Origin of the sequence: Streptococcus atopicus (genome assembly GCF_049166725.1) — a bacterium.
Classification (GTDB): domain Bacteria; phylum Bacillota; class Bacilli; order Lactobacillales; family Streptococcaceae; genus Streptococcus; species Streptococcus hominis.
This window is the reverse complement of the sequence record NZ_JBMHFC010000006.1, coordinates 24,690-49,794: the sequence shown is the minus strand read 5'-3', so window position 1 is coordinate 49,794 and position 25,105 is coordinate 24,690. Positions and strand designations below refer to the sequence as shown.

General features: G+C 35.0%; 23 protein-coding genes. 7 read left to right on the top strand and 16 right to left on the bottom strand.

Annotation, left to right across the window (positions count from 1 at the left end; all coding sequences use genetic code 11):
• Positions 1-20 precede the first annotated feature (20 nt).
• The 3 genes from mnmG to apf all read right to left on the bottom strand — a co-directional run bounded on the left by mnmG (position 21) and on the right by apf (position 4,079).
• Entirely contained in the window at positions 21-1,937 is a 1,917-nt protein-coding gene (gene mnmG, locus ACOMA9_RS05450) for a tRNA uridine-5-carboxymethylaminomethyl(34) synthesis enzyme MnmG (RefSeq protein WP_003027872.1), read from the bottom strand.
• Between the two features lie 135 nt (positions 1,938-2,072).
• Positions 2,073-3,218 (bottom strand): tRNA 2-thiouridine(34) synthase MnmA, encoded by a 1,146-nt coding sequence (mnmA, locus tag ACOMA9_RS05445; protein ID WP_275655902.1) that lies wholly within the window; start codon positions 3,216-3,218, stop codon positions 2,073-2,075.
• A gap of 333 nt (positions 3,219-3,551) precedes the next feature.
• The gene (gene apf, locus ACOMA9_RS05440; protein ID WP_106083191.1) at positions 3,552-4,079 is read right to left on the bottom strand and encodes an aggregation-promoting factor; all 528 of its coding nucleotides are present in this window, start codon (positions 4,077-4,079) and stop codon (positions 3,552-3,554) included.
• Positions 4,080-4,326: 247 nt separating this feature from the next.
• On the opposite strand from apf, the gene sdaAB reads away from it, so the two are divergent.
• The 3 genes from sdaAB to ACOMA9_RS05425 are packed head-to-tail and all read left to right on the top strand — an operon-like array spanning position 4,327 to position 6,588.
• Positions 4,327-4,998, top strand: coding sequence for an L-serine ammonia-lyase, iron-sulfur-dependent subunit beta (gene sdaAB / locus ACOMA9_RS05435; protein WP_106083190.1), 672 nt, complete (start codon positions 4,327-4,329; stop codon positions 4,996-4,998).
• An 8-nt stretch (positions 4,999-5,006) separates the two neighbouring features.
• The gene (sdaAA, locus tag ACOMA9_RS05430; RefSeq protein ID WP_106083189.1) at positions 5,007-5,879 is read left to right on the top strand and encodes an L-serine ammonia-lyase, iron-sulfur-dependent, subunit alpha; all 873 of its coding nucleotides are present in this window, start codon (positions 5,007-5,009) and stop codon (positions 5,877-5,879) included.
• A gap of 52 nt (positions 5,880-5,931) precedes the next feature.
• Complete coding sequence (locus tag ACOMA9_RS05425) at positions 5,932-6,588, top strand: HAD hydrolase-like protein (protein WP_106083188.1); 657 nt, start codon at positions 5,932-5,934, stop codon at positions 6,586-6,588.
• A gap of 137 nt (positions 6,589-6,725) precedes the next feature.
• On the opposite strand, the gene ACOMA9_RS05420 is transcribed toward ACOMA9_RS05425, so the two are convergent.
• From ACOMA9_RS05420 to yfmF, 8 genes are all read right to left on the bottom strand, one after another.
• Positions 6,726-7,343, bottom strand: a complete 618-nt coding sequence (locus ACOMA9_RS05420) for a LysM peptidoglycan-binding domain-containing protein (protein WP_151380476.1) — start codon at positions 7,341-7,343, stop codon at positions 6,726-6,728.
• A gap of 155 nt (positions 7,344-7,498) precedes the next feature.
• Positions 7,499-8,293 carry an energy-coupling factor transporter transmembrane component T family protein gene (locus ACOMA9_RS05415; protein WP_151380475.1) on the bottom strand — a complete coding sequence of 265 codons (795 nt, stop codon included), beginning with the start codon at positions 8,291-8,293 and terminating at the stop codon, positions 7,499-7,501.
• On the bottom strand, positions 8,286-9,125 hold the full coding sequence (locus tag ACOMA9_RS05410; protein ID WP_247905359.1) for an energy-coupling factor transporter ATPase: 840 nt from the start codon (positions 9,123-9,125) through the stop codon (positions 8,286-8,288). The genes ACOMA9_RS05415 and ACOMA9_RS05410 overlap by 8 nt, the downstream gene beginning before the upstream one ends.
• Entirely contained in the window at positions 9,110-9,937 is an 828-nt protein-coding gene (locus ACOMA9_RS05405) for an energy-coupling factor ABC transporter ATP-binding protein (RefSeq protein ID WP_247905358.1), read from the bottom strand. Before ACOMA9_RS05405 ends, ACOMA9_RS05410 begins: the two co-directional genes overlap by 16 nt.
• A 1-nt stretch (position 9,938) precedes the next feature.
• On the bottom strand, positions 9,939-10,478 hold the full coding sequence (gene pgsA / locus ACOMA9_RS05400; RefSeq protein WP_003027883.1) for a CDP-diacylglycerol--glycerol-3-phosphate 3-phosphatidyltransferase: 540 nt from the start codon (positions 10,476-10,478) through the stop codon (positions 9,939-9,941).
• Between the two features lie 10 nt (positions 10,479-10,488).
• Complete coding sequence (gene rodZ / locus ACOMA9_RS05395) at positions 10,489-11,310, bottom strand: cytoskeleton protein RodZ (RefSeq protein ID WP_151380472.1); 822 nt, start codon at positions 11,308-11,310, stop codon at positions 10,489-10,491.
• Between the two features lie 58 nt (positions 11,311-11,368).
• Positions 11,369-12,664 carry an EF-P 5-aminopentanol modification-associated protein YfmH gene (gene yfmH, locus ACOMA9_RS05390; RefSeq protein WP_247905357.1) on the bottom strand — a complete coding sequence of 432 codons (1,296 nt, stop codon included), beginning with the start codon at positions 12,662-12,664 and terminating at the stop codon, positions 11,369-11,371.
• The gene (gene yfmF, locus ACOMA9_RS05385; RefSeq protein WP_330945139.1) at positions 12,664-13,911 is read right to left on the bottom strand and encodes an EF-P 5-aminopentanol modification-associated protein YfmF; all 1,248 of its coding nucleotides are present in this window, start codon (positions 13,909-13,911) and stop codon (positions 12,664-12,666) included. Before yfmF ends, yfmH begins: the two co-directional genes overlap by 1 nt.
• A gap of 175 nt (positions 13,912-14,086) precedes the next feature.
• Between yfmF and yaaA the strand changes: the two genes are divergently transcribed.
• Together yaaA and recF are read left to right on the top strand one after the other, a co-directional pair.
• On the top strand, positions 14,087-14,464 hold the full coding sequence (gene yaaA, locus ACOMA9_RS05380; RefSeq protein WP_126408092.1) for a S4 domain-containing protein YaaA: 378 nt from the start codon (positions 14,087-14,089) through the stop codon (positions 14,462-14,464).
• 1 nt (position 14,465) lies between these two features.
• Positions 14,466-15,563 (top strand): DNA replication/repair protein RecF, encoded by a 1,098-nt coding sequence (gene recF, locus ACOMA9_RS05375; RefSeq protein WP_330945138.1) that lies wholly within the window; start codon positions 14,466-14,468, stop codon positions 15,561-15,563.
• 88 nt (positions 15,564-15,651) lie between these two features.
• On the opposite strand, the gene guaB is transcribed toward recF, so the two are convergent.
• The 5 genes from guaB to ACOMA9_RS05350 form a co-directional block, all read right to left on the bottom strand.
• Positions 15,652-17,133 (bottom strand): IMP dehydrogenase, encoded by a 1,482-nt coding sequence (guaB, locus tag ACOMA9_RS05370; protein ID WP_126467999.1) that lies wholly within the window; start codon positions 17,131-17,133, stop codon positions 15,652-15,654.
• A 129-nt stretch (positions 17,134-17,262) separates the two neighbouring features.
• Complete coding sequence (trpS, locus tag ACOMA9_RS05365) at positions 17,263-18,288, bottom strand: tryptophan--tRNA ligase (protein WP_421424825.1); 1,026 nt, start codon at positions 18,286-18,288, stop codon at positions 17,263-17,265.
• Positions 18,289-18,369: 81 nt separating this feature from the next.
• A complete protein-coding gene (gene galE / locus ACOMA9_RS05360; protein WP_003040770.1) occupies positions 18,370-19,365 on the bottom strand; it encodes a UDP-glucose 4-epimerase GalE in 996 nt (331 codons plus the stop codon).
• 20 nt (positions 19,366-19,385) lie between these two features.
• Positions 19,386-20,075 carry a triose-phosphate isomerase gene (locus ACOMA9_RS05355; RefSeq protein WP_247905353.1) on the bottom strand — a complete coding sequence of 230 codons (690 nt, stop codon included), beginning with the start codon at positions 20,073-20,075 and terminating at the stop codon, positions 19,386-19,388.
• Positions 20,076-20,096: 21 nt separating this feature from the next.
• Positions 20,097-20,636, bottom strand: a complete 540-nt coding sequence (locus ACOMA9_RS05350) for an NAD(P)H-dependent oxidoreductase (protein WP_247905352.1) — start codon at positions 20,634-20,636, stop codon at positions 20,097-20,099.
• 156 nt (positions 20,637-20,792) lie between these two features.
• Between ACOMA9_RS05350 and ACOMA9_RS05345 the strand changes: the two genes are divergently transcribed.
• Together ACOMA9_RS05345 and ACOMA9_RS05340 are read left to right on the top strand one after the other, a co-directional pair.
• The gene (locus tag ACOMA9_RS05345; protein WP_247906450.1) at positions 20,793-22,415 is read left to right on the top strand and encodes an ATP-binding cassette domain-containing protein; all 1,623 of its coding nucleotides are present in this window, start codon (positions 20,793-20,795) and stop codon (positions 22,413-22,415) included.
• A 66-nt stretch (positions 22,416-22,481) separates the two neighbouring features.
• Positions 22,482-25,058, top strand: coding sequence for a YfhO family protein (locus tag ACOMA9_RS05340; protein WP_421424820.1), 2,577 nt, complete (start codon positions 22,482-22,484; stop codon positions 25,056-25,058).
• Positions 25,059-25,105: the final 47 nt, after the last annotated feature.

Below are 25,105 nucleotides of genomic sequence, written 5' to 3'. Positions count from 1 at the left end.
TGAACAAGCATCTTCATCATTTATTTTTTTGCTTTTTCTTGATTTTTTGAGATACTTCGTGATTTACCTTCCAAATAAACCATCAAAATCGAAATATCCGCTGGATTGACACCTGAAATCCGACTAGCTTGACCAATTGTTTCTGGGTTTATTTTCTTAAATTTCTGACGAGCTTCTGTTGCAATGGAATCAATATCATCCCAGTCAATGTTTGCTGGTATCCGTTTTTCTTCCATTCGTTTCATCTTCTCAACCTGATCCAACGCCTTAGAAATATAGCCTTCATATTTGACTTCAGTCTCAATCAATTCAATAATCTTTTCATCTAAAACTTCAGCTGCTGGACCAATAAAATTGATAACATCTTCATATGAAACTTCTGGACGACGCAAAAATTCTTTCGCTGTAACTGCATCTGTCAATGGTTTAAAGCCTAATTTTTCAACCATTTCATTCGTTTCTTTAATTGGCTTTAATTTAATAGTGCTCAAGCGCTTCATTTCAGTTTCATATTGATTCTTCTTAATTTCAAAACGCAGCCAGCGCTCATCATCAACCAATCCTACCCTGCGTCCAATTTCAGTCAATCGCATATCCGCATTGTCGTGTCGTAAAATGAGACGATATTCAGCACGGCTTGTCAAAAGACGATACGGCTCCACCGTTCCCTTGGTGACCAAGTCATCAATCATGACCCCAATATAACCATCACTGCGTTTCAAAATCAGTTCTGGCTTTCCTTGAACTTTCAGAGCTGAATTGATTCCTGCAACAATGCCTTGTCCCGCTGCTTCTTCATAACCAGACGTCCCATTCGTTTGTCCAGCTGTAAACAAACCTGAGATTTTCTTAGTTTCTAGAGTGGCGCGAAGCTGATGTGGCATAATCATATCGTATTCAATCGCATAGCCAGTTCGCATCAATTCAGCATTTTCAAGTCCTTTAATAGAATGCACTAAATCTTTTTGAACATCTTCTGGCAAACTCGTTGACAACCCCTGAATATAAACTTCTTCTGTATCTCGCCCTTCTGGCTCCAAGAAAAGTTGGTGACGCTCTTTATCTGCAAAACGAACAATTTTGTCTTCAATTGACGGGCAGTAACGTGGTCCTACACCTTTCACCATTCCTGAAAACATTGGTGCACGGTAAAGGTTGTTTTGAATAATTTCATGACTTCTTCCATTAGTATAAGTTAGCCAACAAGGAATCTGATCTTTGAGGTAATCCTCATCGTGAGAAGTATAGGAAAAGTGGTTCGCTTTTTCATCTCCAGGCTGAATATCCGTTTCTTCATAATTGATAGAAGAGGCTTTCACACGTGGTGGAGTCCCTGTTTTAAAACGCCCAATTTCAAACCCTAAATCACGTAAATTGTCTGCTAAGTTAATTGCAGCTAAACTATGATTAGGACCAGAAGAATACTTCAAATCTCCAATAATAATTTCTCCACGCAGAGCTGTACCGGTTGTTACGACAACTGCCTGTGCAGCAAACTCTTGGTGCGTGGCTGTTTTCACACCAACGACTTTCCCGTTCTCAACTAGAATCTCATCTATAATAGTTTGACGCAAAGTGAGATTTTCTTGATGTTGAACCGTCTTGCGCATTTCTTTAGAATAAAGTTCCTTATCTGCTTGCGCACGAAGAGCACGAACTGCTGGACCTTTCCCAGTATTGAGCATCTTCATTTGAATATAAGTTTTATCTATATTCTTAGCCATCTCTCCACCTAGAGCATCCACTTCACGTACAACGATCCCCTTAGCAGATCCTCCAATAGACGGATTACAAGGCATAAAAGCTAGCATTTCAATATTGATTGTCGCAAGCAAAACTTTACAGCCCATCCGGCTTGCTGCTAACGAAGCCTCAACACCCGCATGCCCTGCGCCAATTACGACAATATCATAACTTTCAGTAAAATTGTGTGTCATCTTTTCTTTCCTTATTTTTTCACCAAAAAAGTCAAACCTCTAGAAGTGCAGGACAAAAAGCCTGCAACATCCATGAGCTTTGACCATCATAGTTATTGCTATATCCATTTTAGCAGATTGCTAAAAAATGTCAATCTAAATATACTGTTGAAGTTTACCATCTTTATAGGCATTGTCAATCAAGCCACCACCAAGACACTCTTCTTCATCATAAAATACAACGGCTTGTCCAGGTGTAATAGCACGTTGAGGTTCTGCAAAGTTGACAATTGCCTTGTCACCCTTTACAGTTACTGTAACCTTAGAATCTGGCTGACGATAACGAAACTTAGCTGTACATTCCATAGTAAACTCAGCTGGCATTTCTCTTGTAAAATGTACTTGACTAGCGTCAAGACTCGTTGACATCAAGTTGTCATGGTAAAAACCTTGACCAACATAAAGAATATTTTGACTGAGATCCTTACCCACTACAAACCAAGGTTCATTATCCCCGCCATGCTGACCACCAATGCCAAGGCCACCACGCTGACCAATTGTATAATACATTAAACCAGCATGTTCACCCATATCTCGACCATAAACTGTCATCATGCGACCAGGTTGAGCCGGTAAATAGTTTCCTAGGAATTCTTTAAAGTTTTTCTCACCAATAAAGCAGATGCCAGTTGAATCTTTTTTCTTAGCAGTAGCTAATCCTGCTTTCTCTGCAATAGCTCGAACTTCAGACTTTTCTAAATGTCCCAACGGGAACATCGTTTTTTGCAGCTGCTCTTGTGATAACTGACTAAGGAAATAAGTCTGGTCTTTGCCATTATCCACTCCTCGCAGCATATGAACAATTCCGTCTTCATCGCGCTTTGCACGCGCATAGTGACCTGTTGCCACATAATCCGCTCCCAATGTCATAGCATAGTCCAAAAAAGCTTTGAACTTAATTTCTTTGTTGCACATGACATCTGGATTCGGGGTTCTACCAGCTCGATATTCAGCTAAGAAATATTCAAAAACGCGATCCCAATACTCTTTTTCAAAGTTGACAGAATAATAGGGAATGCCAATTTGGTCTGCCACAGCTGCTACGTCTTTATAGTCCTCTGTAGCCGTACAGACCCCATTTTCGTCAGTGTCGTCCCAATTTTTCATGAAAATGCCGATCACGTCATAGCCCTGCTCCTTTAACAAAAGAGCCGTAACTGACGAATCCACACCGCCACTCATTCCGACAACGACACGTGTTTTAGAATGATCACTCATAGTGTTCTCCCATCTTTTCGTTATTTCACGATTGAAGGTCGTGTTTTGCTTTCAACGATTGAAGGTCGCTTAGAGCAAGGTTTATTATAACACGAAATAACCTTAAGAACAAATTTCAATAACCAGACATCAATAACTTTACACTACTGTAAACTAAAAATTCAGTGGATAAACTATTAAATCAGTGAATGAAACAATAGAGATTCTATCAAAAGGGCGAATCTAGTGAGCAACTTTCAGCCTCTATCTACAGTCTGAAAATGGTGCTTTTAGTCGTAAACTACTATATTAAAGTCTTGCTTTCATCACAAAAAGGTTGAGACATTTTGTCCCAACCTCAATCATTTTTTGTATTCATCAATACCAGCCATTTGCTAACCAGAAAGTCTTTGCAGCTGACCAAGAACCATAACGACCTGCTACATAAGCATCAGCTACTTTTTCTTGATTTTCTGCTGACAAGTCACCATTTAAGTAAGATAAACTCAATTGGTAACGACCATAATATTGTCCATTTTGGGCTGTATAACTGCCACTTGATTCTTTTTGCGCAATCCATTCTTTTGCAGCTGCATCTTCAGCACTCAGACCAGATGTGGTAGTTGCAGAATTACTTGACTCCGCAGTTGCAGTACTTGTATCGGTGTCATCTAACTCCAATACCTGCCCAACACTAATCAGATGAATATTGCTAATTTTATTCTTCTGAGCAATTTTATCAACTGTTGTATTATGTGATACAGCAATAGCTGAAAGTGTATCTCCAGATTTCACTGTATAACTATCCGCGTTTGCAAGTGTAGGAAGAAAGAACAGCGCTGTTGCTGCTAAGCTCATTAAACCTACTTTCATTTTTTTATTTGTATTCTTTAAATTCAAAATCATTTAAATTCTCCTTTTCTGTGATAGAACTATCATATACCTTAATTATTACTATTGTTTTTACCTTTCATTAAAAATATTACAGGCAAATTGAAGAGAGACTAAAATTCACCCTATATTTCTTTGCTTTAAGGTTACTATAAGAAAAGTGACCTTAAAGATGGTCTAGAATTTATATCACATCTATTTTATCAAACAAAAAATACTGAATTTTGATATAATGAAGCTAATGAACTTATAAGGAATTACAATGAACTCACTAAAATTTCAATCTGTTTTTGATATTATTGGACCTGTTATGATTGGTCCATCTAGTAGTCATACTGCAGGAGCTGTTCGTATCGGAAAAATTGTATCGTCTATCTTTGATGACGAACCAACAGAAGTTGAATTCCAACTATTTAATTCTTTTGCGAAAACTTATCGGGGACATGGTACAGACCTGGCTCTTGTAGCTGGGATTCTCGGAATGGATACAGATGACTCTGATATTCCAAATAGCCTAGAAATTGCTCATAAAAGAGGGATTAAAATTGTCTGGACTATTCAAAAAGATAGCAATGCTCCACACCCAAATACAGCTAAAATCACCGTAAAAAACGACCACAAAACGATTAGTGTTACTGGTATTTCTATTGGTGGTGGAAATATTCAGGTAACTGAATTAAATGGTTTTTCTGTTTCACTCAGCATGAACACTCCAACAATCATTATCGTTCACCAGGACGTACCTGGAATGATTGCTCATGTTACTGAAGCACTTTCTCGTTATAACATCAATATCGCACAGATGAATGTCACAAGAGAAAAAGCAGGTGAAAAAGCAATTATGATCATTGAAGTTGACAGTCGCAGCTGTGAAAGAGCTATTGAGGAAATCAGGAAAATTCCTAAACTTCATAATGTCAATTTCTTTAAATAGGAGAGTTTATGTTTTATTCAATCAAAGAATTAGTGGAGCAAGCAGATTTAGACTTTCAGGGTAGTGTTGCCGAACTTATGATTGCTACTGAATACGAACTGACAGGTCGTGAACAAGATGAAGTCTTACGCTTGATGACTAGAAATCTAGAAGTTATGAAAGCTTCTGTCGTTATGGGATTAGATGAAAGTAAATCTCGGAGTGGTTTAACAGGTGGCGATGCAGCCAAACTCCACAAATATATTCAATCAGGAAAAACTCTTTCGGACTATACTGTCTTGACGGCAGCTAAAAATGCTATTGCTGTCAATGAATACAATGCTAAAATGGGGTTGGTCTGTGCAACACCGACAGCAGGAAGTGCTGGTTGTTTACCCGCTGTCCTTACATCTGCTATCGAAAAATTAAGCCTTACTGAAAAACAACAACTAGACTTTTTATTAACAGCTGGAGCTTTTGGTCTAGTCATCGCTAATAATGCTTCTATTTCAGGAGCTGAAGGGGGCTGTCAAGCAGAAGTTGGATCAGCCTCAGCCATGAGTTCAGCAGCACTTGTTTTGGCAGCAGGTGGTACCCCATTTCAAGCCAGCCAGGCGATTTGTTTTGTGATTAAGAATATGCTTGGATTAATCTGTGACCCCGTTGCAGGATTAGTAGAAGTTCCCTGTGTCAAACGAAATGCTATGGGAGCTAGCTACGCTTTCATTGCCGCTGATATGGCTTTAGCAGGTATTGAATCAAAAATTCCCGTTGACGAAGTGATTGACGCTATGTATCAAGTTGGAGCAAGTATGCCAACTGCCTTCCGTGAGACTGCTGAAGGTGGATTGGCAGCTACACCTACTGGTCGTAGATTGTCCAAAAAAATTTTTGGAGAATAATTTTCTCTAAAAAAGGAAAAAGTTTACAACTCTGTAAACATGAATTTAGACTATGCAAAATTTTAAATATATTTTTTTCGATTTAGATGGAACACTTGTTGACAGTTCTGTAGGAATCAAGAATGCTTTCCAGCACGCATTTACTTCACTAAATATCAAAGCCCCTGATAGTAAAGAGCTGGATACTTTCATTGGACCACCTTTAGAAGTTAGTTTCGCTTCTGTAGTGCCAGAGACCAACGTCAATCAAGCTATTGCTTTCTTTAGAGAATACTATAAAAATGATGGTGTTTTTGAAGCTCAACTTTACAAAGGTATAAAAGAACTGTTGTTAGAATTAGAACATTCGGATTACCATGTCTATATTACCACTAGTAAAAATGAACCAATGGCTCATAAAATGGCACAATACCTAGAAATTGATAAACATTTCAATGGTATCTTCGGCTCTCTTCCAAATTCTTATCATAAAGCAGATGTTATAACTCGTGCTTTAAATAATTCTCATGCTAATCTTAAGCAATCTATCATTGTTGGGGATACAAAATTTGATATGATTGGTGGAAAATCAGTCGGAATTGCTACTTTAGGAGTTCTGTGGGGATTTGGAAATAAGAAAGAATTAACTGACAATGGGGCAGATTTTATCTCAGATTCGCCTCAGAAAATTTTAACAGCTTTGGTAAATAATACTTTACATGAATTGTAAACCATCTTTACAATATACAATCAAAGATTCTAAAACAAACAACTATGTTTGCTAAGCCAATCACTCATAGAAAAAGACGAATCATTTTTTACTCAATGATTCGTCTTTTTGTTTACTCATTTATCATAAAATTTTGCTTAATAGTTCCAAGCTGAAAGACCTTGAGCATTATAAGCACGGTAAGCAGATTGAATCTGATCATCTACTGTTGCTGTTGACCCCCAACCTGGCATTGTTTGGAAAAGACCACTAGCTCCTGATGGGTTATAAGCATTTACTTGTCCGTTTGACTCACGAGCAATGATATGTTCCCAAGTTGATGCTGGGACACCTGTCAATTCTGCCATACGAGCAGCTGCATAAGATCCCGTAGCACCAGCAGTATTTCCATTAGGAAGAACAACATTTGAAGAAGTGTTTGCAGCCGGTTGCGAATAGGTAGTGGAAGCAACAGGTGCGTTATATGTCACATCTTCATAAGTTACAGCTTCTTCTGTTGTAGTTTCTGTTGAAACTTCTGAATTTTTCTCTTCATCAAGTTCTAAAATTTGCCCAACTTTAATCAAGTCAGGATTTTCAATTTTATTGAGCTCAACAATTTTTTCAACTGATGTATTTTTTTCTTTAGCGATTTCTGATAAAGTGTCACCTGATTTAACAGTATAAGATTCAGCACTTGCAATAGCTCCCGTTGCAAAAAAAGCAACTGCCGTAAAAAGTCCTGATAAAGTCCATTTCATTGATTTTGTATTCATGTATATATCAATTTCTCCTTTTTTCGTATAATACTATATTACACATAAAATATTACTCTAATCTTATAATTGTATTACAAAGATTACAGAAATATTGATTTTATACGCAAAAAACGCCCTTCAAGGCGTTTTTTAGCTAACAATAATATAAGTTTTTAACTTTTTAAGAAAAATAACATCAAACCTAAGGCAAACATAATAAAAATAGAAAGGGTATCCGCTTTTTTCCACCTCAATTGACGATAACGACTTCTTCCTACACCACCTTGATAACCTCTCGCTTCCATAGCAGTTGCCAAAGCATCTGCACGTTTAAAGCTAGAAGCAAATAACGGAATTAAAATCGGAATAATTGATTTTACTTTTTGAACAATATTTCCTTCACCAAAATCAACCCCACGCGCCCTTTGAGCATTCATAATCCGTGTCGTATCATCCATCAAAGTAGGAACGAAACGTAAACTCATTGATAACATCAAGCCTATTTCATGAACGGGTACCTTTAATGCTACTAAAGGCTGCAATAATGATTCAACTGCGTCTGCCAAACTAAGTGGCATTGTTGTTAAAGTCAATAAAGTAGAGAATATAATAATTAAAAGAAAACGACTAAAAATGATACCCGCCTGAGCCAGACCTACTTCAGTAATTCTAATAAAGCCAAATTGAAATAAAGTCGTGCCACCAGATGTAAAAAGTAGTTGAAACAAAGTAGTAAAAGCAATCAAAAAGACCATAGATCTTAATCCTTTAAGGAAAAAGCCTAAAGGAATTTTGGAAAGTCCAACTAATACCATTGTAAAGACGAATAGTAGTCCATTGGTTACAATATTATTTGCCAAAAAAATAATTAAAATAAAGAAAAATATTGACAAAAGTTTACTGCGAGGATCTAATCGATGAATGATTGAATTTCCAGAAACATATCGCCCCAAAATCATACTATCCATGTAGTAACTCCTTAAATTCTTCTATGGTGATAGGTAAATACGGAAGAGTTAACCCTCTATTTTTTAATTCTTGTACAAATTTTGTAATTTTGGGGACTCCTAGTTGAATACTTTCCATAAATGCTACATCTTGAAAAACTTGCCGAGGCTCTCCGCTTTTGACTAATCTTCCTTTTTCCATCACATAAACCGTATCTGCAAAATTAGCGACATCATCCATCAAATGCGTTACCAAAACAATGGTCATTCCTGCTTCATGTAATCGTTTAAATAAACTCATCAATTCTTTTCGTCCAGCAGGATCTAAGCCTGCTGTTGGCTCATCCAATACAAGAATATCTGGCTCCATGGCTAGGATACCAGCTATGGCTACTCGACGCATTTGTCCCCCAGACAGTTCAAACGGGCTTCGTTCAAATAATTCTTCTGAAATTCCGACAAGAGTTAATTTTTCACGTGCTAAACGTTCAGCATCTTCTTTTGATACTCCAAAATTTTGTGGACCAAAAGCAACATCTTTTAAAACGGTCTCATCAAAAATCTGACTTTCAGCAAACTGAAAAACTAGGCCTACCTTTTTACGTACTTGTTTAATATCTTTATTTACAGATGTGGAAGTAATTTTGACATCATCAATCACGACACTTCCTTCAGTCGGGACTAAAAGCCCATTCAGCAATTGTAAAATAGTTGATTTTCCACTACCTGTATGACCAACAAAAGCAGTATATGAGCCATCTTTTATTTCTAAATTGACTTCAAAAAGGGCAGGACCCTCAAAGGGAGTGCCTGCTTGATAAGTATAACTTACATTTTCTAAAGTGATTCCCATAAATAATCCTGCAATTCTTTTTCTGTTAAATAGCGCTCTGGCAATTGAAAGCCTGAATTCAGCAAAGTTTCCTTTACTTGATTTGTAAAAGGTTCGTCTAAACCTAAATCTTCTAAATCCGCTCGTGAGAAAAGCTCACTTGGTGTGCCGGTTGATTCCACCTGACCTTCCTTCATCACCAAAACTCGGTCACTAAGAGCCACCTCATCCAAATCATGCGTGATAGAAATAACAGTCATTCCATGTCGATCTTTAATCTTTTTAACTGTCTGGATCAACTCTAAACGCCCTTCCGGATCCAACATACTAGTTGCTTCATCTAAAATAATGATGTCAGGACGCAAAGCAACCACACCAGCAATAGCCACGCGCTGCTTTTGCCCACCTGAAAGTCTTGCAGGTTCACGCTCTTTAAAATCTTGCATTCCAACAATGTCTAATGCTTCTTGAACTCTGTCAAACATTATTTGGTAATCCATTCCTTGATTTTCCAAACCAAAGGCAACATCATCCTCAACAGTCGCCCCCACAAATTGATTATCCGGATTTTGAAAAACCATCCCAATATGCTGGCGCTTTTCCCATACATTTTCAAGAGTTAATTTATCTCCATCAATGATAATCTCGCCACTTTCTGCCTCCAACAAACCATCTATTAAACGAATCGTCGTAGACTTGCCACTGCCATTATGCCCCACAATAGACAGCCACTCTCCTTGTTTCACGTGAAACGTCACATCCTTGAGAATATAATCATCTGCATGATGATCGTATTTATACTTTAAATGCTGAACTTCAATGATATTTTTCATATTATCTAAATGTATCTTTAAAAAGATAGGCACTTCCTTTGAAGTAGTCATAACCCGAATAAATCGTAAAAATCAATGCAATATATAGCAAAACTTGTCCTAGCAGTGTCCAGTGCAATAACAGAAAAATAATGGAAAACATCTGCGTAAATGTTTTTATTTTCCCTGGCATAGCAGCAGCTAAGACTGTCCCTCCAGTTTCAACCAACAATAGCCGCAAACCTGTCACAGCTAACTCACGACAGATGATAACTGCAACAACCCAAGCAGGTGCTATATTCATTTCAATCAACATAATAAAAGCTGACATGACCAATAACTTATCTGCCATCGGATCAGCAAATTTCCCAAAATTTGTTACAACCTTCCATTTACGAGCCAAATATCCATCCAAATAATCTGTAATGCTGGCTACTGCAAAAATAATCGCTGCAAAGACATGCATTCCAACAGAGTGACCCAAGGATAGTACTAAAATAAAAATTGGAATTAAAGCAATCCGTAACAAAGTTAAAGCATTAGGAATATTTTCTTTTTTCATTTTCTTTTCCTTAATTGTTTATTATAAGTGTAATTGTACCTGTCAAACTTGTCAAGCCTGACGTATCAATCTGTTGATTATCAATTGTAATGGTCACACCTTGAACTACACCAAGAGTAATTGTTGAAGTGGTCCCTGGAGAGATTGTAGTTGACACACTTTGATTCTCAGGACTTAATGTTGCCCCACCTTCTAAGTCTGTACCTGTAACACTTACCCAACTAGTTGCATCAGTAACTGATAGTTTTAAATTGACAGAGGTGGTTGCACCTGTCAAGGTTGCTGTCAAGTTGTTACCATTTCCTGATACAGTCAAATTTGTATTTGAACTGCCAGAAGATTCACTAGAAGTTGCCTCACTAGTCGAACTAGAAGAAGTAGTTGTCTGTTTGTTTACAACACTATAACTTGATGAAGGAGGGGTTGTTAATGAGTTATGGTGAACGTATGTCCAAACATAATAACTAACAAAAGATAAAATAGCTAATGCAAGAATCGTCAGATAAAATAATGGTAAAAAAGAAGTTTGTTGTTTTTTTGTTCTTCGACTTCTAAAATTCTCTTCCTCATCAACATCCACTTCATCATAAGTAATCATGTTTCCTTCTTCATAAGCATCAAGAATAATTCGCTCATCTAAATCAACAGCCCAAGCATATTTTCTTAGAAAAGAACGAGCATAGAAGGGACTGGGAAGACGATCAAAATCATCAGCTTCCATAGCTTCCAGTAGCTCTAACTGAATATCTGTTTTCTTTTGTAAATCTTCCAGGCTCATTCCTTGATTAATACGAGCTAACCTCAGGACTTCACCGATTGTTTTCTTTCTCATACACACTAGCCTTCTTTCTATTAAACACTATTTTACCAAATTTCACCAAAACATGAAATTATTTTGGAAAAATAGTAAAATCAATCATTTCACAAGAATCAATAAAATGATGTCCTATTTCAATCACATCAACTAAACTAATTGTCTGTAATATTTTTGGTAAATCAAATAGATTATCCCCTTCTGAAAAGGTTTCGTATTGAGTAGCAATATATTCTAATGAGTTCAGTCCATGTAAAAAATCACCAAACATTTCACTTTTTATAATATCAAGATGCTCTTCTGTTACATCAGGGTCTTTTTCAAAATCACGAATCGCAGAACGAAATTGGTGAGACAGAGCAACTGGCTCACTAGTATCCATTGTTAACATCACAAAGTGAAAATCTTTTTCTACTTCAACTTCTAACGATAATGAGTTGTCTATTTTTCCAGCCTCATAAAGCGTTTGAAATCTTTTAGATGTCCAGCCAAACATCATTGCAAATAGCAGTTTTAAACCAATTTTATAACGAAATAAATCAACTTCCGCTAACGATTGATTTCCACGTAATCCGATTGCAAGTTTAGAACTCGCCACTTCCATTCGAACACTCCCAGTAGAAATAACAGGATTTAACGCAAGGGGAAAACATCTAATCAAACTTTCTTCATCAATCTCCTTCAAAGATTCGTGTTGCTCCTGAATAACAGCAATGGTCTTTTCTAGGTCAAAATTACCAATCAGCAGTAAACTCATATTAGATGGATGGTAAAAGGTTTCAAAGTTTTCATCCAAATCCTCAACGGTTATTTCCGCGATTGATTCAACGCTTCCTGCAATATCTTCTGCCAATGGAGTGTCTGGATAAAGATTTGCTAAAGTGTGAAAAAACAGGCAATAATCTGGATTGTCTTTGTACATATCAATTTCTTGCTGGATAATTCCCTGTTCACGTTGAACAGATTCTTCTGTGAAATAAGCATTTTCTAGTAAACTTTGCAACAATCTCACATTTTCTAAAACATTGTCCGTCGCCGAAAAAAGATAACTGGTCTTAGTAAAACTTGTAAAGGCATTGCTCTCAGCACCTAATTCAACGAATTGTTGTAAAAGATCTTGACCATTTTCATCCTCAAATAATTTATGTTCCAAAAAATGTGCAACTCCTGCAGGGTATTGAACAGCTTGATTAGAACCACGCGGAATAAAAGAAGTATCAATTGAGCCAAAATTTGCTGTCATAATCCCATAAGTTTCATTGAAATCTCGTTTGGGTAAAAGAAATACTTTTAGACCATTTCGTAAAGTAGTCTGATAGACTGCTTCTCCAACTGCTGGATAATCCTTTCTCTCCATTTTTAAAGTTTGCATTATTTTCCTTCCATAAAATAAATCGCTTGTAGCCTGAGTTGTGTTGCAGCAACAATGATATCTTCTCGGCTGACTGCTTCTAAAGCATTTAGCCAAACAGCAATTGGCATAAATGTTTTCTGCAAAACAGATGCCATATAAGCTTGTTCTATCAACGTATTTTGCCTATCTAAAGAAAGGAGCATCGCATTTCGTAGCATTTTTTTGGTCTGATTTAACTCCTCATCAGTAAAATGCCCTTTTTTTAAATCTGCAATTTGTCGATAAATTAAACTCACTGTTTTTGTTCGATTTTTCCTATCAATTCCAGCATAAATACGCATCATACCCGAAAAAATATCAATACTACTTGAAATTGTATAAGCTAGACCCTCTTTTTCCCGAACATTAACAAATAATTTTGAATGAGCAAAGCCACCTAAAAGTCCGTTCAATACAATAAGAGGGATATGAGTCTTATCACCATATTGAGTAGAAAAATGATATCCTAATTCAACAATAGATTGATGAGCATCTTTTCGCTCCAATGATTCTTTTAAAACATTCGAAAATTCCTGATGATAATGCAGTTGTAAACTAAGTTGACGAGGCTGTAAACCTAAAATTTTTATATGTTCACAGACTTCAATCTCATTAAAATCACCCATAAAAAAGATATCAATTTTATCATTTTGAAGCATTTTTTGAAAAATAGCAAAACTACTTTCTGATGTTTCCTTGTCAACTAAGTCTAGCGTAGCTAAACGAGGAGTTTGCATTTCCTTTTCTGTATAAAATAATTTATTCAGCTCTTGATGTGCGTGATAAAAATGATCTTCAATTTCAGCTTTTAAATCATTGAGTACATTCTTTTTTTCAATTTCAAAAACAGCCTGATTAAAAGCTCCTTCATTCGCTAAAGGTTTTAACAAGCTATCCTTTAAAAAATCAAGTATCTCTCCTGTTAGTGTATTTTTTCGACTTAAAAATGCATCGCTAACAAAAGAGATATTTAAATCCACGTAATGTATTAGTCCTCTGCGTGATAATCCCGTTGAAAAGTTAGCACCATAAAGAGTTGCTAATCGTTCACGAAAAATCTGCGAAGTTGGATAGATTTCATTAGCTGTTTCAAGCATACTTGCAACCAGCACGCGCCCCGCTATCGTATCCGTAGACATCGGAGCTGAAAACCTCATTTTTATTCGATTCGTTTTAAATTTTTTGGATGTTATAAAATGGAGATCTACTCCAGAAACCAGCTCCATAGTGTCCCTCATGTTCTTTTAATATTGACTTCTATTATATCACGAAACGACTCCTAATTTCTCCTTCAAGCTTTATTCTTTCAACTTAAAACGTTTTCTTAATGGTGTGATTGTGATAATTCTAATATCATCTTTTCATCTAATTATGATATAATAACAAAGATCGAGGTTAATTATGAAATATAAATTATTTGATGACTACATCACTCTACAAGCTTTATTAAAAGAAGTCGGAATCATTCAAAGTGGTGGTGCTATTAAAAGTTTTCTTCAAGAAAATCAAGTTTATTTTAATGGAGAGCTCGAAACTCGCCGCGGAAAGAAAATTCGCATTGGCGATACTATTACTCTTCCAAATCAAAAATTAGAAATACTGCTGACTGCACCAAATGAAGAGGAAAGGGGGGAGCATGAAAAAGAGCTTTTAGAAAAAAGACGAGTTGCCACCCTTGTAAAAGAAATGAACAAAAGTATCAAAAAAAGTAAATCGACAACAAGTCTGAGAACCAATAAATCGGATAAAAAGGCTCCTATCCGCTTCCCGGGTATTTAATATGTGGTTAAAAAAGTTACAAATTCAACATTTTCGTAATTATGAAGCAACTGAAATAGATTTTCATTCTGGTCTCAATATTTTTCTAGGCCAAAATGCTCAAGGAAAAACAAATATCTTGGAAGCTATCTATTTTCTTGCATTGACACGAAGTCATCGAACTCGTTCAGACAAAGATTTAATTTATTTCTCCAAAGACACCCTAAAAATATCTGGACAACTTGTCAAGCGAACTGGAAAAATCTCTTTAGAGATTGACTTGACACCTAAAGGAAGAATTACAAAGGTTAATCATCTAAAACAAAGCAAACTATCTGATTATGTTGGAAATATGAATGTTGTTTTATTTGCTCCAGAAGATTTACAGTTGATTAAAGGAGCTCCAGCCCTTAGACGAAAATTTATTGATATAGAATTGGGGCAAATTAAGCCAATCTATTTATCTGATTTATCACATTACCACCATGTTTTAAAACAAAGAAATACTTATTTAAAAACAGCAAAAACAATAGATGAGACTTTTTTAGCAGTTTTAGATGATCAACTAGTGGAATTTGGTTGTCGTGTTATGCAGCATCGGATAGAATTTCTCAAAAAATTAGAGCACTTTGGTCAACAAAAACATTTGGAACTCTCAAGTCATTTAGAAAACTTAACCATTAAGTACTGCTCTTCTGTTCCACTTTCAGATTCCAATAAGTTAAAAGAATCCTTCCAAATTGCATTAAAGCAAAGCCGTAGTAGAGATTTATTTAAAAAAAATACTGGAGTTGGTCCCCATCGAGATGATATTGCTTTTTGTATCAATGACATGAATGCCAATTTTGGTAGTCAAGGACAACATCGAAGTGTGGTTTTATCTCTCAAACTGGCAGAAATTGAGCTCATGGAAACTGTTACTAAAGAAAAACCAATTCTTCTACTTGACGATGTTATGAGTGAACTTGACAATAGTCGTCAACTTAATTTACTTGAAACTATTTCTCAAAATATCCAAACATTTATGACAACAACAACTCTAGAACATCTACAAAATGTGCCTTCTAATATTAAAATTTTCTCAATTCATGAAGGACATTTAACTGAAGATAAGGTGTAAACTAGATATTAACACGCTTTACACGTTTGTAAAGTGTGTTAATTATAAAAGCTCTGCATTATCTACTGCAGAGCTTTTATAATAAATCTCATTGTACAGAATAGTTTGGAGCTTCATTCGTAATTTGAACATCATGAGGGTGGCTTTCTTTCAAACCAGCTCCACTCATTTCAATAAATTGAGCTTTGTCATGTAGTTCTTGGAGATTGGCTGCTCCACAATATCCCATACCAGAACGAACTCCTCCAATCATTTGGAAAACGATATCTGCTGCTGCACCTTTATAAGCTACACGACCTTCAATTCCTTCTGGAACTAGCTTGTTCGCCTCATTGACAGAACCTTGGAAATAACGATCGCTTGACCCTTTCTTCATAGCTGCAATCGAACCCATTCCGCGATAAGTTTTAAACTTACGACCCTGGAAAATTTCCGTTTCACCTGGCGCCTCATCTGTACCAGCAAACATTGAACCGAGCATGACCGCATTTCCTCCCGCAGCCAGTGCCTTCACAATATCTCCTGAATACTGAATACCTCCGTCTGCAATAATTGTTTTCCCGTATTCACGCGCAACTTGTGCAGCATCATAAATTGCCGTCACTTGAGGTACACCAACTCCAGCAATGACACGAGTGGTACAAATTGACCCTGGACCGATTCCGACTTTCACAACATCAACTCCAGCATCGTATAACGCACGTGCACCTTCTGCAGTAGCAATATTTCCTGCAATCAACGTTCGTTCTGGAAAATGTTCACGAATCTCAGCAATCTTCCGAAGTACTCCCGCTGAATGTCCATGTGCTGTATCAATGACAATAGCATCTGCACCTGCTTCAAATAAAGCTTCTGCACGCTCAAATGTATCAGAAGTAACTCCTACTGCACCAGCAACCAAAAGACGACCATATTCATCTTTAGCTGCATTTGGAAATTCAATTACTTTTTCAATATCTTTAATTGTAATCAGACCAGATAAACGACCGTAGTCATCAACCAATGGCAATTTTTCAATACGATGCTCATGAAGTATCCGCTCTGCCGTTTTAAGGTCTGTCCCAACAGGAGCAGTTACTAGATTTTTACTCGTCATATGCGCTGAGATAGGTTGATTATAATCCGTAATAAATCGCATATCACGATTTGTAATAATCCCAACTAATTTGCGATTTTCAAGCGTTTCAACAACAGGAACACCACTGATACGATAACGTTCCATCAATTCTTCTGCATCTGATACCGTATGAGTCGGAGTCAAGAAGAATGGATCAATGATAACCCCATTTTCTGATCGTTTAACTTTCCGAACTTCATCTGCTTGTTGCTCAATAGACATATTTTTGTGAATAACACCAAGACCTCCAGCACGAGCAATAGCAATGGCCATTTTACTTTCTGTAACAGTATCCATTGCTGCGGTGATAATTGGAATATTGAGTGTCAAATTTTTAGCCAATTTTGTTTGTAAATTCGCATCATTTGGCAAAACATGACTCTCTGCAGGAATGAGTAATACATCATCAAAAGTAAAACCTTTTTTCAAAAATTTAGTGTCCCAGTTAGACATCCACAATTCCTCTTTTCTTTATTGATTGAGCACAGCTCGTATTTATTGTTAATATGATACCATTCTATCTGTATTTGTCAATCACTATTATCTAAAAAACCATCACTTTTAGTGACAGTCTTTCTTAATTTATTTGAAATAATTAATTCCCATAGCAGATTTTACATCAGAAAGAGTCTGACTAGCTACTTGACGTGCTTTTTCGCTACCTTTTTGTAGCATAGTGTAGACTGCTCCCATATCTTTTGAAAATTCAACACGACGTTCACGAATTGGTCCTAACTCACGCTCTAAAATTTCCAATAAATAGCGTTTTGTTTTCACATCTCCCAGTCCACCTCGTTGATAGTGTTCCTTCATTGCTGTAATTTCTTGCGCATCTTCTGGACGACTAAACACATCTAAATAATGAAAAACCATATTGCCTTCAATTTTACCAGGATCTTCAATCTTGATATGGTCAGGATCAGTATACATGCTCATCACTTTCTTTTGTAAAGTATCCATATCATCAGATAAATAGATGCCATTATTTAAAGATTTAGACATTTTTGCATTCCCGTCAAGCCCCGGCAAACGTCCTGCTAATTCATTTTGAGGATAAATGCCCTCAGGCTCTACCAAGACATCACAATTATAAGTATGGTTAAAAGAACGTACAATTTCACGAGTTTGTTCAATCATTGGTTTCTGATCATTTCCTACTGGAACATAATTCGCTTTAAAAGCAGTAATATCTGCTGCTTGTGCAATTGGATAAACTAAAAAACCAGTTGGAATACTTTCACCGAATCCTTTTTGAGCAATTTCTGACTTGACAGTTGGGTTACGTTCCAAACGCGCTAATGACACCAAATTCATATAATACATTGACAACTCTGACAACTCAGGAATTTGACTTTGAATAAAAATAGTTGTCTTTTCAGGATCTAATCCAGCAGCTAAATAGTCTAATGCTACATTTCCAATTGACTCTACAATTGTCTTAGGATCCTTAGCATGATCTGTCAAGGCTTGCTGATCAGCTAAAAATACAAATAATTCATATTTTCCTTCATCTTGTAATAAAACACGATTTCGCAAACTTCCTACATAATGACCAATATGTAATTTTCCTGTTGGACGATCTCCTGTTAAAATAATAGGTTTTGACATCACATTCTCCTTGAATTTTCTTGATAATATTATACCATTTTCAAGAAAAATGTGTAGAAACTATTTCTACACTTCTTAAAATTATTTGACAATTGAATTACCAGCTTTCACACGCCATTTATAATCAGATAATATAATATCTTTCAAAGAATAAGTTGCTTGCCAATTTAAAAATTCTTTTGCTTTAGAAGCATTTGCTAACACACTTGCTGGATCACCAGAACGACGTGCCACAATTTCATGAGGAATTTTTTGCTGTAAAATTTGCTCTGCAGTATTGTAAATTTCCTTGACAGTATAACCTTGTTCTGTTCCTAAATTGAAAATCTGTGAAGTTGACGAATCTGTAAACAAATAGTCAAATCCCTTTACATGTGCCTGCGCTAAATCTAAAACATGAATATAATCACGAATGCATGAGCCATCTCGCGTTTCATAATCATCGCCATAAATTTTTAAAGCATCATTTTGTCCAAGAGCCGTTTTATTAATATTAGGGATAATATGTGTCGGATTTTTAACCCTCAAACCATTTGAAGTATCCATAGCAGCACCAGCAACATTAAAATAACGAAAAATGACATATTTCCAACTATAACGGTTGGCCATCCAATAAATCATGCGTTCTCCCATCAGTTTTGTCTCTGCATAAGGATTTACTGGATTTAATAGCGTATCTTCATTTGCAGGTTTATCCATACAATTATTGCCATAAACTGAAGCTGTAGAAGAAAATATAATTTTATCAATTCCTACTTCTGATAATACTTTTAACACACGATTCATACCAGCTACATTTGCTGCAAAATATTTACTAGGATTTTCAATACTTTCACTAACAACGATTTCCCCTGCACAGTGCAATACAGCATCAATTTTATGAGATTGTAAATAATCTTTTAATGCCAGCTCATCATAAACATCCAGTTCTTTAAAGTGCGCTCTTACATCCACCGCATCCCTGACACCTGATGCTAGATTATCCAAAACATGCACATCATAATCAGCATCTAAAAGTGCCTTTACAGTATGAGATCCAATATATCCAGCTCCACCTGTTACTAAAATTGATTTCATTTTTTCTTCTCCTTGTCTTTCTACATCAATACAAGAGTATCTTTTAGTAAGTATTGGTAGGTTTCAACCAAACTTTCAATTCTATCTCCAATAAGAATCCCATCAAATCCAATAGTTAAAATCTGTTCAATATCTTCACAGTTTACACCACCACCAAAAATCAACTGATATGTAAACCCAAACTTTACACTTAAATTATCCAAATAATCTTTTAAATCTTGAAAACTTTCTTCAACATCTATAAAGGAATAATCTTTTTTTCCTTTTAATGTTGCACTCAATATTTCGTAAGCTACAATAATATGTTTATCCTGAAGATCTAGATCATCTAAATATGTTGCGCATTCAAAAATAGGATTTTCATGATTTCCTACACAAATAATAGGAATAATATCTTTCTGTAAAGCATTGTCAATCTTTGAGCGAATCATTCTTGTTGTTTCATTTAAATACTTTTGCCTTTCTAAATGACCTACAAAAGCATAATTTATATTGTAATGTTTTAAATGTTGAGGCGATAAATCACCTACATTTCTTCCTTTAATTGACAAATTTTGAACTGCAATGTCAAAATGATAATCATTATAATTTGGTATGATAGGAGCTATAATCAATTGATGCTGCTTGCTTATTGGTTGATTGAACTTCTCTAACAATTCTAATTGTTGCTTGATTGACATCTGATTTTTAAAATTAAAAACAACTAACACTTTACACCCCCTTTACACTATTTACAACTCTTTTAAAAAATAATCTTCCACTATCTGTTTGTAAGATTCAAATTGAGGATTTTTTACAACATTATGAAAAGATAGTGTTTTTCTTTTCTTTAAACCACAAAATTCCATGGTCTTATGAAATGAGATTAAAATATCATCTACATTTTTTCCATCAAAAAATGTAGATGGATTATTAAAAACTTCTTCTGGTGCATTCCAAGTAGTGGATAGGATATATTCTTTTCCTTTCATCAAACCACCTTGACCATAAACATCTGCAAACGAATAAAATTGACCATATTCAAAGACTTCATCCATATATAATTTCAACTTTCCAGGTACATTAAACCAATAAATAGGAAATTGAAAAATAATCAAATCTGCCCACAAAAATTTATTTCGTTCATCTATAATATTATAATTTTCAACAGAAGATAATTGCACATCATGATTGTGACGTAATTTATCCAACATAATATTATACAAACTAAAATTTAATTCTCCTTTACAAAAATCATGTTTTTGATAACCATTTACCAATAAAATTTTCATTTTTCTCCTCCTAAAAATATTCTAAATTCATTATAAATTTTTGAAATTTCTCTTACTTATCAATATTCTAAAATGTCATATTTTATCCCCGAATCATTTGAAAAAAGTCAAATTTTCTAGTAAAATGAAACTAATTACAGAATTAGGAGAAAATTATTGCTTACAGTATCAGATGTCTCACTACGCTTTAGTGATCGAAAATTATTTGATGATGTGAATATCAAATTTACAAAAGGAAATACTTATGGTTTAATTGGTGCTAATGGTGCAGGAAAATCAACTTTTTTAAAAATCCTAGCTGGAGATATCGAACCAACGACTGGAAATATCTCACTCGGACCAGACGAACGTCTCTCAGTCCTTCGGCAAAATCACTTTGATTATGAAGAAGAACGAGTGATTGATGTAGTTATCATGGGAAATGAGCATCTTTATAACATTATGAAAGAAAAAGATGCCATTTACATGAAACCTGATTTTTCTGATAAAGACGGTGTCCGAGCAGCTGAATTAGAAGGTGAATTTGCTGAGTTAGGTGGTTGGGAGGCTGAAAGTGAAGCCTCTCAACTCCTCCAGAACTTGAATATCCCAGAAAATCTTCACTATCAAAATATGAGTGAATTATCCAATGGAGATAAAGTAAAAGTACTCCTTGCAAAAGCTCTATTTGGTCAACCAGATGTTCTGCTGCTAGACGAACCGACCAACGGTCTTGACATTCAATCTATCTCTTGGTTAGAAGATTTTTTGGTTGATTTTGAAAATACCGTTATCGTTGTATCCCACGACCGTCACTTCCTCAATAAAATATGTACACACATGGCTGATTTGGACTTCGGTAAAATCAAACTCTATGTTGGTAACTATGATTTCTGGAAAGAATCTAGTGAGTTAGCTGCTAAACTCTTAGCAGATCGTAATGCTAAAGCTGAAGAAAAAATCAAGCAACTGCAAGAATTTGTTGCTCGCTTCTCTGCTAATGCTTCAAAATCTAAGCAAGCAACTTCTCGTAAAAAAATGCTTGACAAAATTGAGCTGGAAGAAATTGTCCCATCAAGCCGTAAATATCCATTTATTAACTTCAAAGCCGAACGCGAAATCGGAAATGACCTCTTGACAGTCGAAAACCTTTCTGTCAAGATTGACGGCGAAGTCATCCTTGACAACATCAGCTTTATCTTGCGTCCGGGTGACAAGACAGCCTTGATTGGACAAAATGACATTCAAACAACCGCTTTGATTCGAGCTATTATGGGAGATATTGACTATGAAGGAACTGTCAAGTGGGGTATTACAACTAGTCAATCTTATTTACCAAAAGACAATAGCAAAGATTTTGCCAGCGGTGAATCTATTCTTGACTGGCTCCGTCAATTTGCAAGTAAAGAAGAAGATGACAACACCTTCCTTCGAGGATTTCTAGGTCGCATGCTTTTCTCTGGTGATGAGGTTAACAAGTCTGTCAACGTCTTGTCAGGTGGTGAAAAGGTTCGTGTCATGCTGTCAAAGCTCATGTTGCTCAAATCAAACGTTTTAGTACTAGATGATCCAACCAATCACTTAGACTTAGAATCTATTTCTAGCCTAAATGACGGTCTGAAAAACTTTAAAGAATCTATTATTTTTGCTAGCCACGATCATGAATTTATCCAGACACTTGCTAATCACATTATTGTTCTTTCTAAAAATGGTGTCATTGATCGTATTGACGAAACCTATGATGAATTTTTAGAAAATCAAGAAGTACAAGAAAAAGTCAATAGTCTTTGGAAAGATTAAACTTTTCAAAAAATAGGAGCTGATGAAAGATTCAGTTCCTTAAATTTTAGTATTTTACGATAGCTTATGAAAAAAATCAAAAAACTCTTCAAAAATTATTATTTGATAGCCTTTTTTATTCCATTTTTGATTCTGTTTATAACTTACCTTATAAATGGAATCTATTGGAAAAGTGACACTTCTCCGCTATTAGGAGACGGATTTCATCAATATGTTATTTTTGATGTCACTTTAAGGAATATTTTGCATGGTACAGATAACATCTTTTATACGTTTACAAGTGGACTCGGTTTGAACTTTTATGCCTTATCTAGCTATTATCTAGGGAGTTTTTTATCACCTTTAGTTTATTTTTTCAATCTAAAAAATATGCCAGATGAAGTATATTTATTTACTCTGATAAAGTTTGGTTTGATGGGATTGACTTGTTTCATAAGCATTAAAAATATATTCAAAAAAATTTTTCCTTATTATATTTTAATACTGTCAACATCCTATTCTTTAATGAGTTTTGCAGTTAGTCAACTTGAAATAAAAACTTGGTTAGATGTCTTCATTATTATTCCACTTATTTTACTTGGTTTACATCAGTTGATTACTCAAAAAAGACGTGTTCTTTACTTTACAGCTTTGTCAATTCTTTTTATTCAAAATTATTATTTTGGGTATATGATGGCGATCTTTCTTGTATTGTGGTTCTTTGTTCAAACTTCATGGGATTTTAAAATTAGGATTAAATCTTTCATAGACTTTACAGTTGTGTCAATTTCAGCTGGGATAACTAGTCTCATTATGATTCTACCAACTTCTCTAGATTTAAAAACGCATGGTGAGAAATTAACAAAAGTAACAACCTTACTGACTGAAAAAAGTTGGTATTTGGATATCTTTGCCAAAAACTTTATTGGAGCTTTTGACACAACTAAATATGGATCTATTCCGATGATTTATGTTGGGCTTGTTCCATTATTACTAGCAATTCTCTTCTTCACTTTAAAGTCTATTAAGTTTCACGTGAAACTTTCCTATGTTATTTTAATTATATTCTTAGTAGCTAGTTTTTACTTACAGCCTTTGGATCTGCTTTGGCAAGGTATGCACACGCCAAATATGTTCCTACATCGTTACTCTTGGACTTTTTCTATTGTCATTATTTTCTTAGCTGCTGAAAGCTTGGAGCGTCTAAAAGAAATTAAATTGACAAACATTCTAGCCAGTTTTTCTATCTTAGGACTTGGTTTTATTGCTACTTTTATTTTTGAGAAGCATTATAAATTTTTAGGTTCTGTTAATTTCATCTTAACATTAGAATTTTTAGTCGCTTATCTTTTAATTTCTTGGGCTTATACAAAAAAATATATCTCTGTTAAAATATTTACTATTTCTACTTTATTGTTTGTTTGCTTTGAACTAAGTTTAAATAGTTTTTATCAAATGGAAGGAATTGCAAAAGAATGGGTCTTTGCAAGTAGAAATGCTTATGAACAAGATTTAACAGCTATTGATTCACTCGTCAAATACAGTAAAAAGAAAAATTCCAATTTCTTTAGAACTGAAAAATTAGCTATTCAAACCGGAAATGACAGTATGAAATACAATTATAATGGTATCTCTCAATTTTCTTCTGTTCGCAATACCGCAGCTAGTTCTATTCTTGATAAATTAGGTTTTAAGTCATCTGGAACTAATTTAAATTTACGTTACCAAAACAATAGTATCCTTATGGATAGTTTATTGGGTGTAAAATATAATATTTCAACAAACAATCCTCAAAAATATGGCTTTACTTCCATTAAAACGAAAGATAATTTAACACTTTATGAAAATAAGAATGCTAATTCGCTAGTATTTTTAACAAATTCAATTTACAGAGATGTAAAGTTTAATCACTTAACATTAGATAATCAAACTCGTTTTCTCAATCAGCTTTCTGGATTAAATTTAAAATACTATCACAGATTACCTCCTACAAGTAATCATAATGTTAAGAAAGTTGGAAATAGAATAGCTGCAGAAGTAGATAAAGAAAGTTATGACTCTTTTGCCAGCATCACTTACACTTTAGAAGTTCCAGCAAATAGTCAAGTTTATTTAACTCTGCCAAACTTAACTTTCTCAAATGATAACCAAAAATCAGTTGACATAACTGTAAATAACAATCAAAAAATGCATTATGGTACCAACAATGTCTTTCCATTTTTTAATCTTGGTTATTTTAAGCAAAAACAAATCATAACCGTTAAAATATCTTTCCCAGATAATTCAAAAGTTTCATTTGATAGTCCTGAATTTTATAAGCTTGACACCAGTCATTTTCAACAAGCGATAAACAAGATTCAACGACAAAAAGTATCTGTGACAACAAAACATAATACAATAACAGCACATTATCAAGCTCAACGAGATAGTTCTTTATTCTTCACAATTCCTTATGATAAAGGTTGGACTGCCACACAAAACGGAAAATCAATTAAAATTTCAAGAGCACAAAATGGCTTTATGAAAATTGATGTCAAAAAAGGCGCTGGAAAAATAAAACTGACATTTATCCCAAATGGTCTTAAAGAAGGTAGTATAGCATTTTTATCTGGAATCGCGTTATTTATAATTTACAATAAGATACGTAAGAAAAAATCGTTATAATTGAAAAACCAAACTGCACAAGAAAACAGTTTGGTTTTTATTATATT

Excerpts from the sequence above, each read along its gene's own strand:
- ACOMA9_RS05410 (WP_247905359.1), bottom strand. The coding sequence starts at position 9,125 with ATGGGAATCACTTTAGAAAATGTAAGTTATACTTATCAAGCAGGCACT.
- rodZ (WP_151380472.1), bottom strand. The coding sequence starts at position 11,310 with ATGAGAAAGAAAACAATCGGTGAAGTCCTGAGGTTAGCTCGTATTAAT.
- sdaAA (WP_106083189.1), top strand. The coding sequence starts at position 5,007 with ATGTTTTATTCAATCAAAGAATTAGTGGAGCAAGCAGATTTAGACTTT.
- apf (WP_106083191.1), bottom strand. The coding sequence starts at position 4,079 with ATGATTTTGAATTTAAAGAATACAAATAAAAAAATGAAAGTAGGTTTA.
- guaB (WP_126467999.1), bottom strand. The coding sequence starts at position 17,133 with ATGTCTAACTGGGACACTAAATTTTTGAAAAAAGGTTTTACTTTTGAT.
- yaaA (WP_126408092.1), top strand. The coding sequence starts at position 14,087 with ATGAAATATAAATTATTTGATGACTACATCACTCTACAAGCTTTATTA.
- ACOMA9_RS05420 (WP_151380476.1), bottom strand. The coding sequence starts at position 7,343 with ATGAATACAAAATCAATGAAATGGACTTTATCAGGACTTTTTACGGCA.
- ACOMA9_RS05425 (WP_106083188.1), top strand. The coding sequence starts at position 5,932 with ATGCAAAATTTTAAATATATTTTTTTCGATTTAGATGGAACACTTGTT.
- trpS (WP_421424825.1), bottom strand. The coding sequence starts at position 18,288 with ATGTCAAAACCTATTATTTTAACAGGAGATCGTCCAACAGGAAAATTA.
- recF (WP_330945138.1), top strand. The coding sequence starts at position 14,466 with ATGTGGTTAAAAAAGTTACAAATTCAACATTTTCGTAATTATGAAGCA.
- mnmG (WP_003027872.1), bottom strand. The coding sequence starts at position 1,937 with ATGACACACAATTTTACTGAAAGTTATGATATTGTCGTAATTGGCGCA.
- sdaAB (WP_106083190.1), top strand. The coding sequence starts at position 4,327 with ATGAACTCACTAAAATTTCAATCTGTTTTTGATATTATTGGACCTGTT.
- yfmF (WP_330945139.1), bottom strand. The coding sequence starts at position 13,911 with ATGGAGCTGGTTTCTGGAGTAGATCTCCATTTTATAACATCCAAAAAA.
- ACOMA9_RS05415 (WP_151380475.1), bottom strand. The coding sequence starts at position 8,293 with ATGGATAGTATGATTTTGGGGCGATATGTTTCTGGAAATTCAATCATT.
- pgsA (WP_003027883.1), bottom strand. The coding sequence starts at position 10,478 with ATGAAAAAAGAAAATATTCCTAATGCTTTAACTTTGTTACGGATTGCT.
- yfmH (WP_247905357.1), bottom strand. The coding sequence starts at position 12,664 with ATGCAAACTTTAAAAATGGAGAGAAAGGATTATCCAGCAGTTGGAGAA.
- ACOMA9_RS05350 (WP_247905352.1), bottom strand. The coding sequence starts at position 20,636 with ATGAAAATTTTATTGGTAAATGGTTATCAAAAACATGATTTTTGTAAA.
- galE (WP_003040770.1), bottom strand. The coding sequence starts at position 19,365 with ATGAAATCAATTTTAGTAACAGGTGGAGCTGGATATATTGGATCTCAT.
- ACOMA9_RS05340 (WP_421424820.1), top strand. The coding sequence starts at position 22,482 with ATGAAAAAAATCAAAAAACTCTTCAAAAATTATTATTTGATAGCCTTT.
- ACOMA9_RS05405 (WP_247905358.1), bottom strand. The coding sequence starts at position 9,937 with ATGAAAAATATCATTGAAGTTCAGCATTTAAAGTATAAATACGATCAT.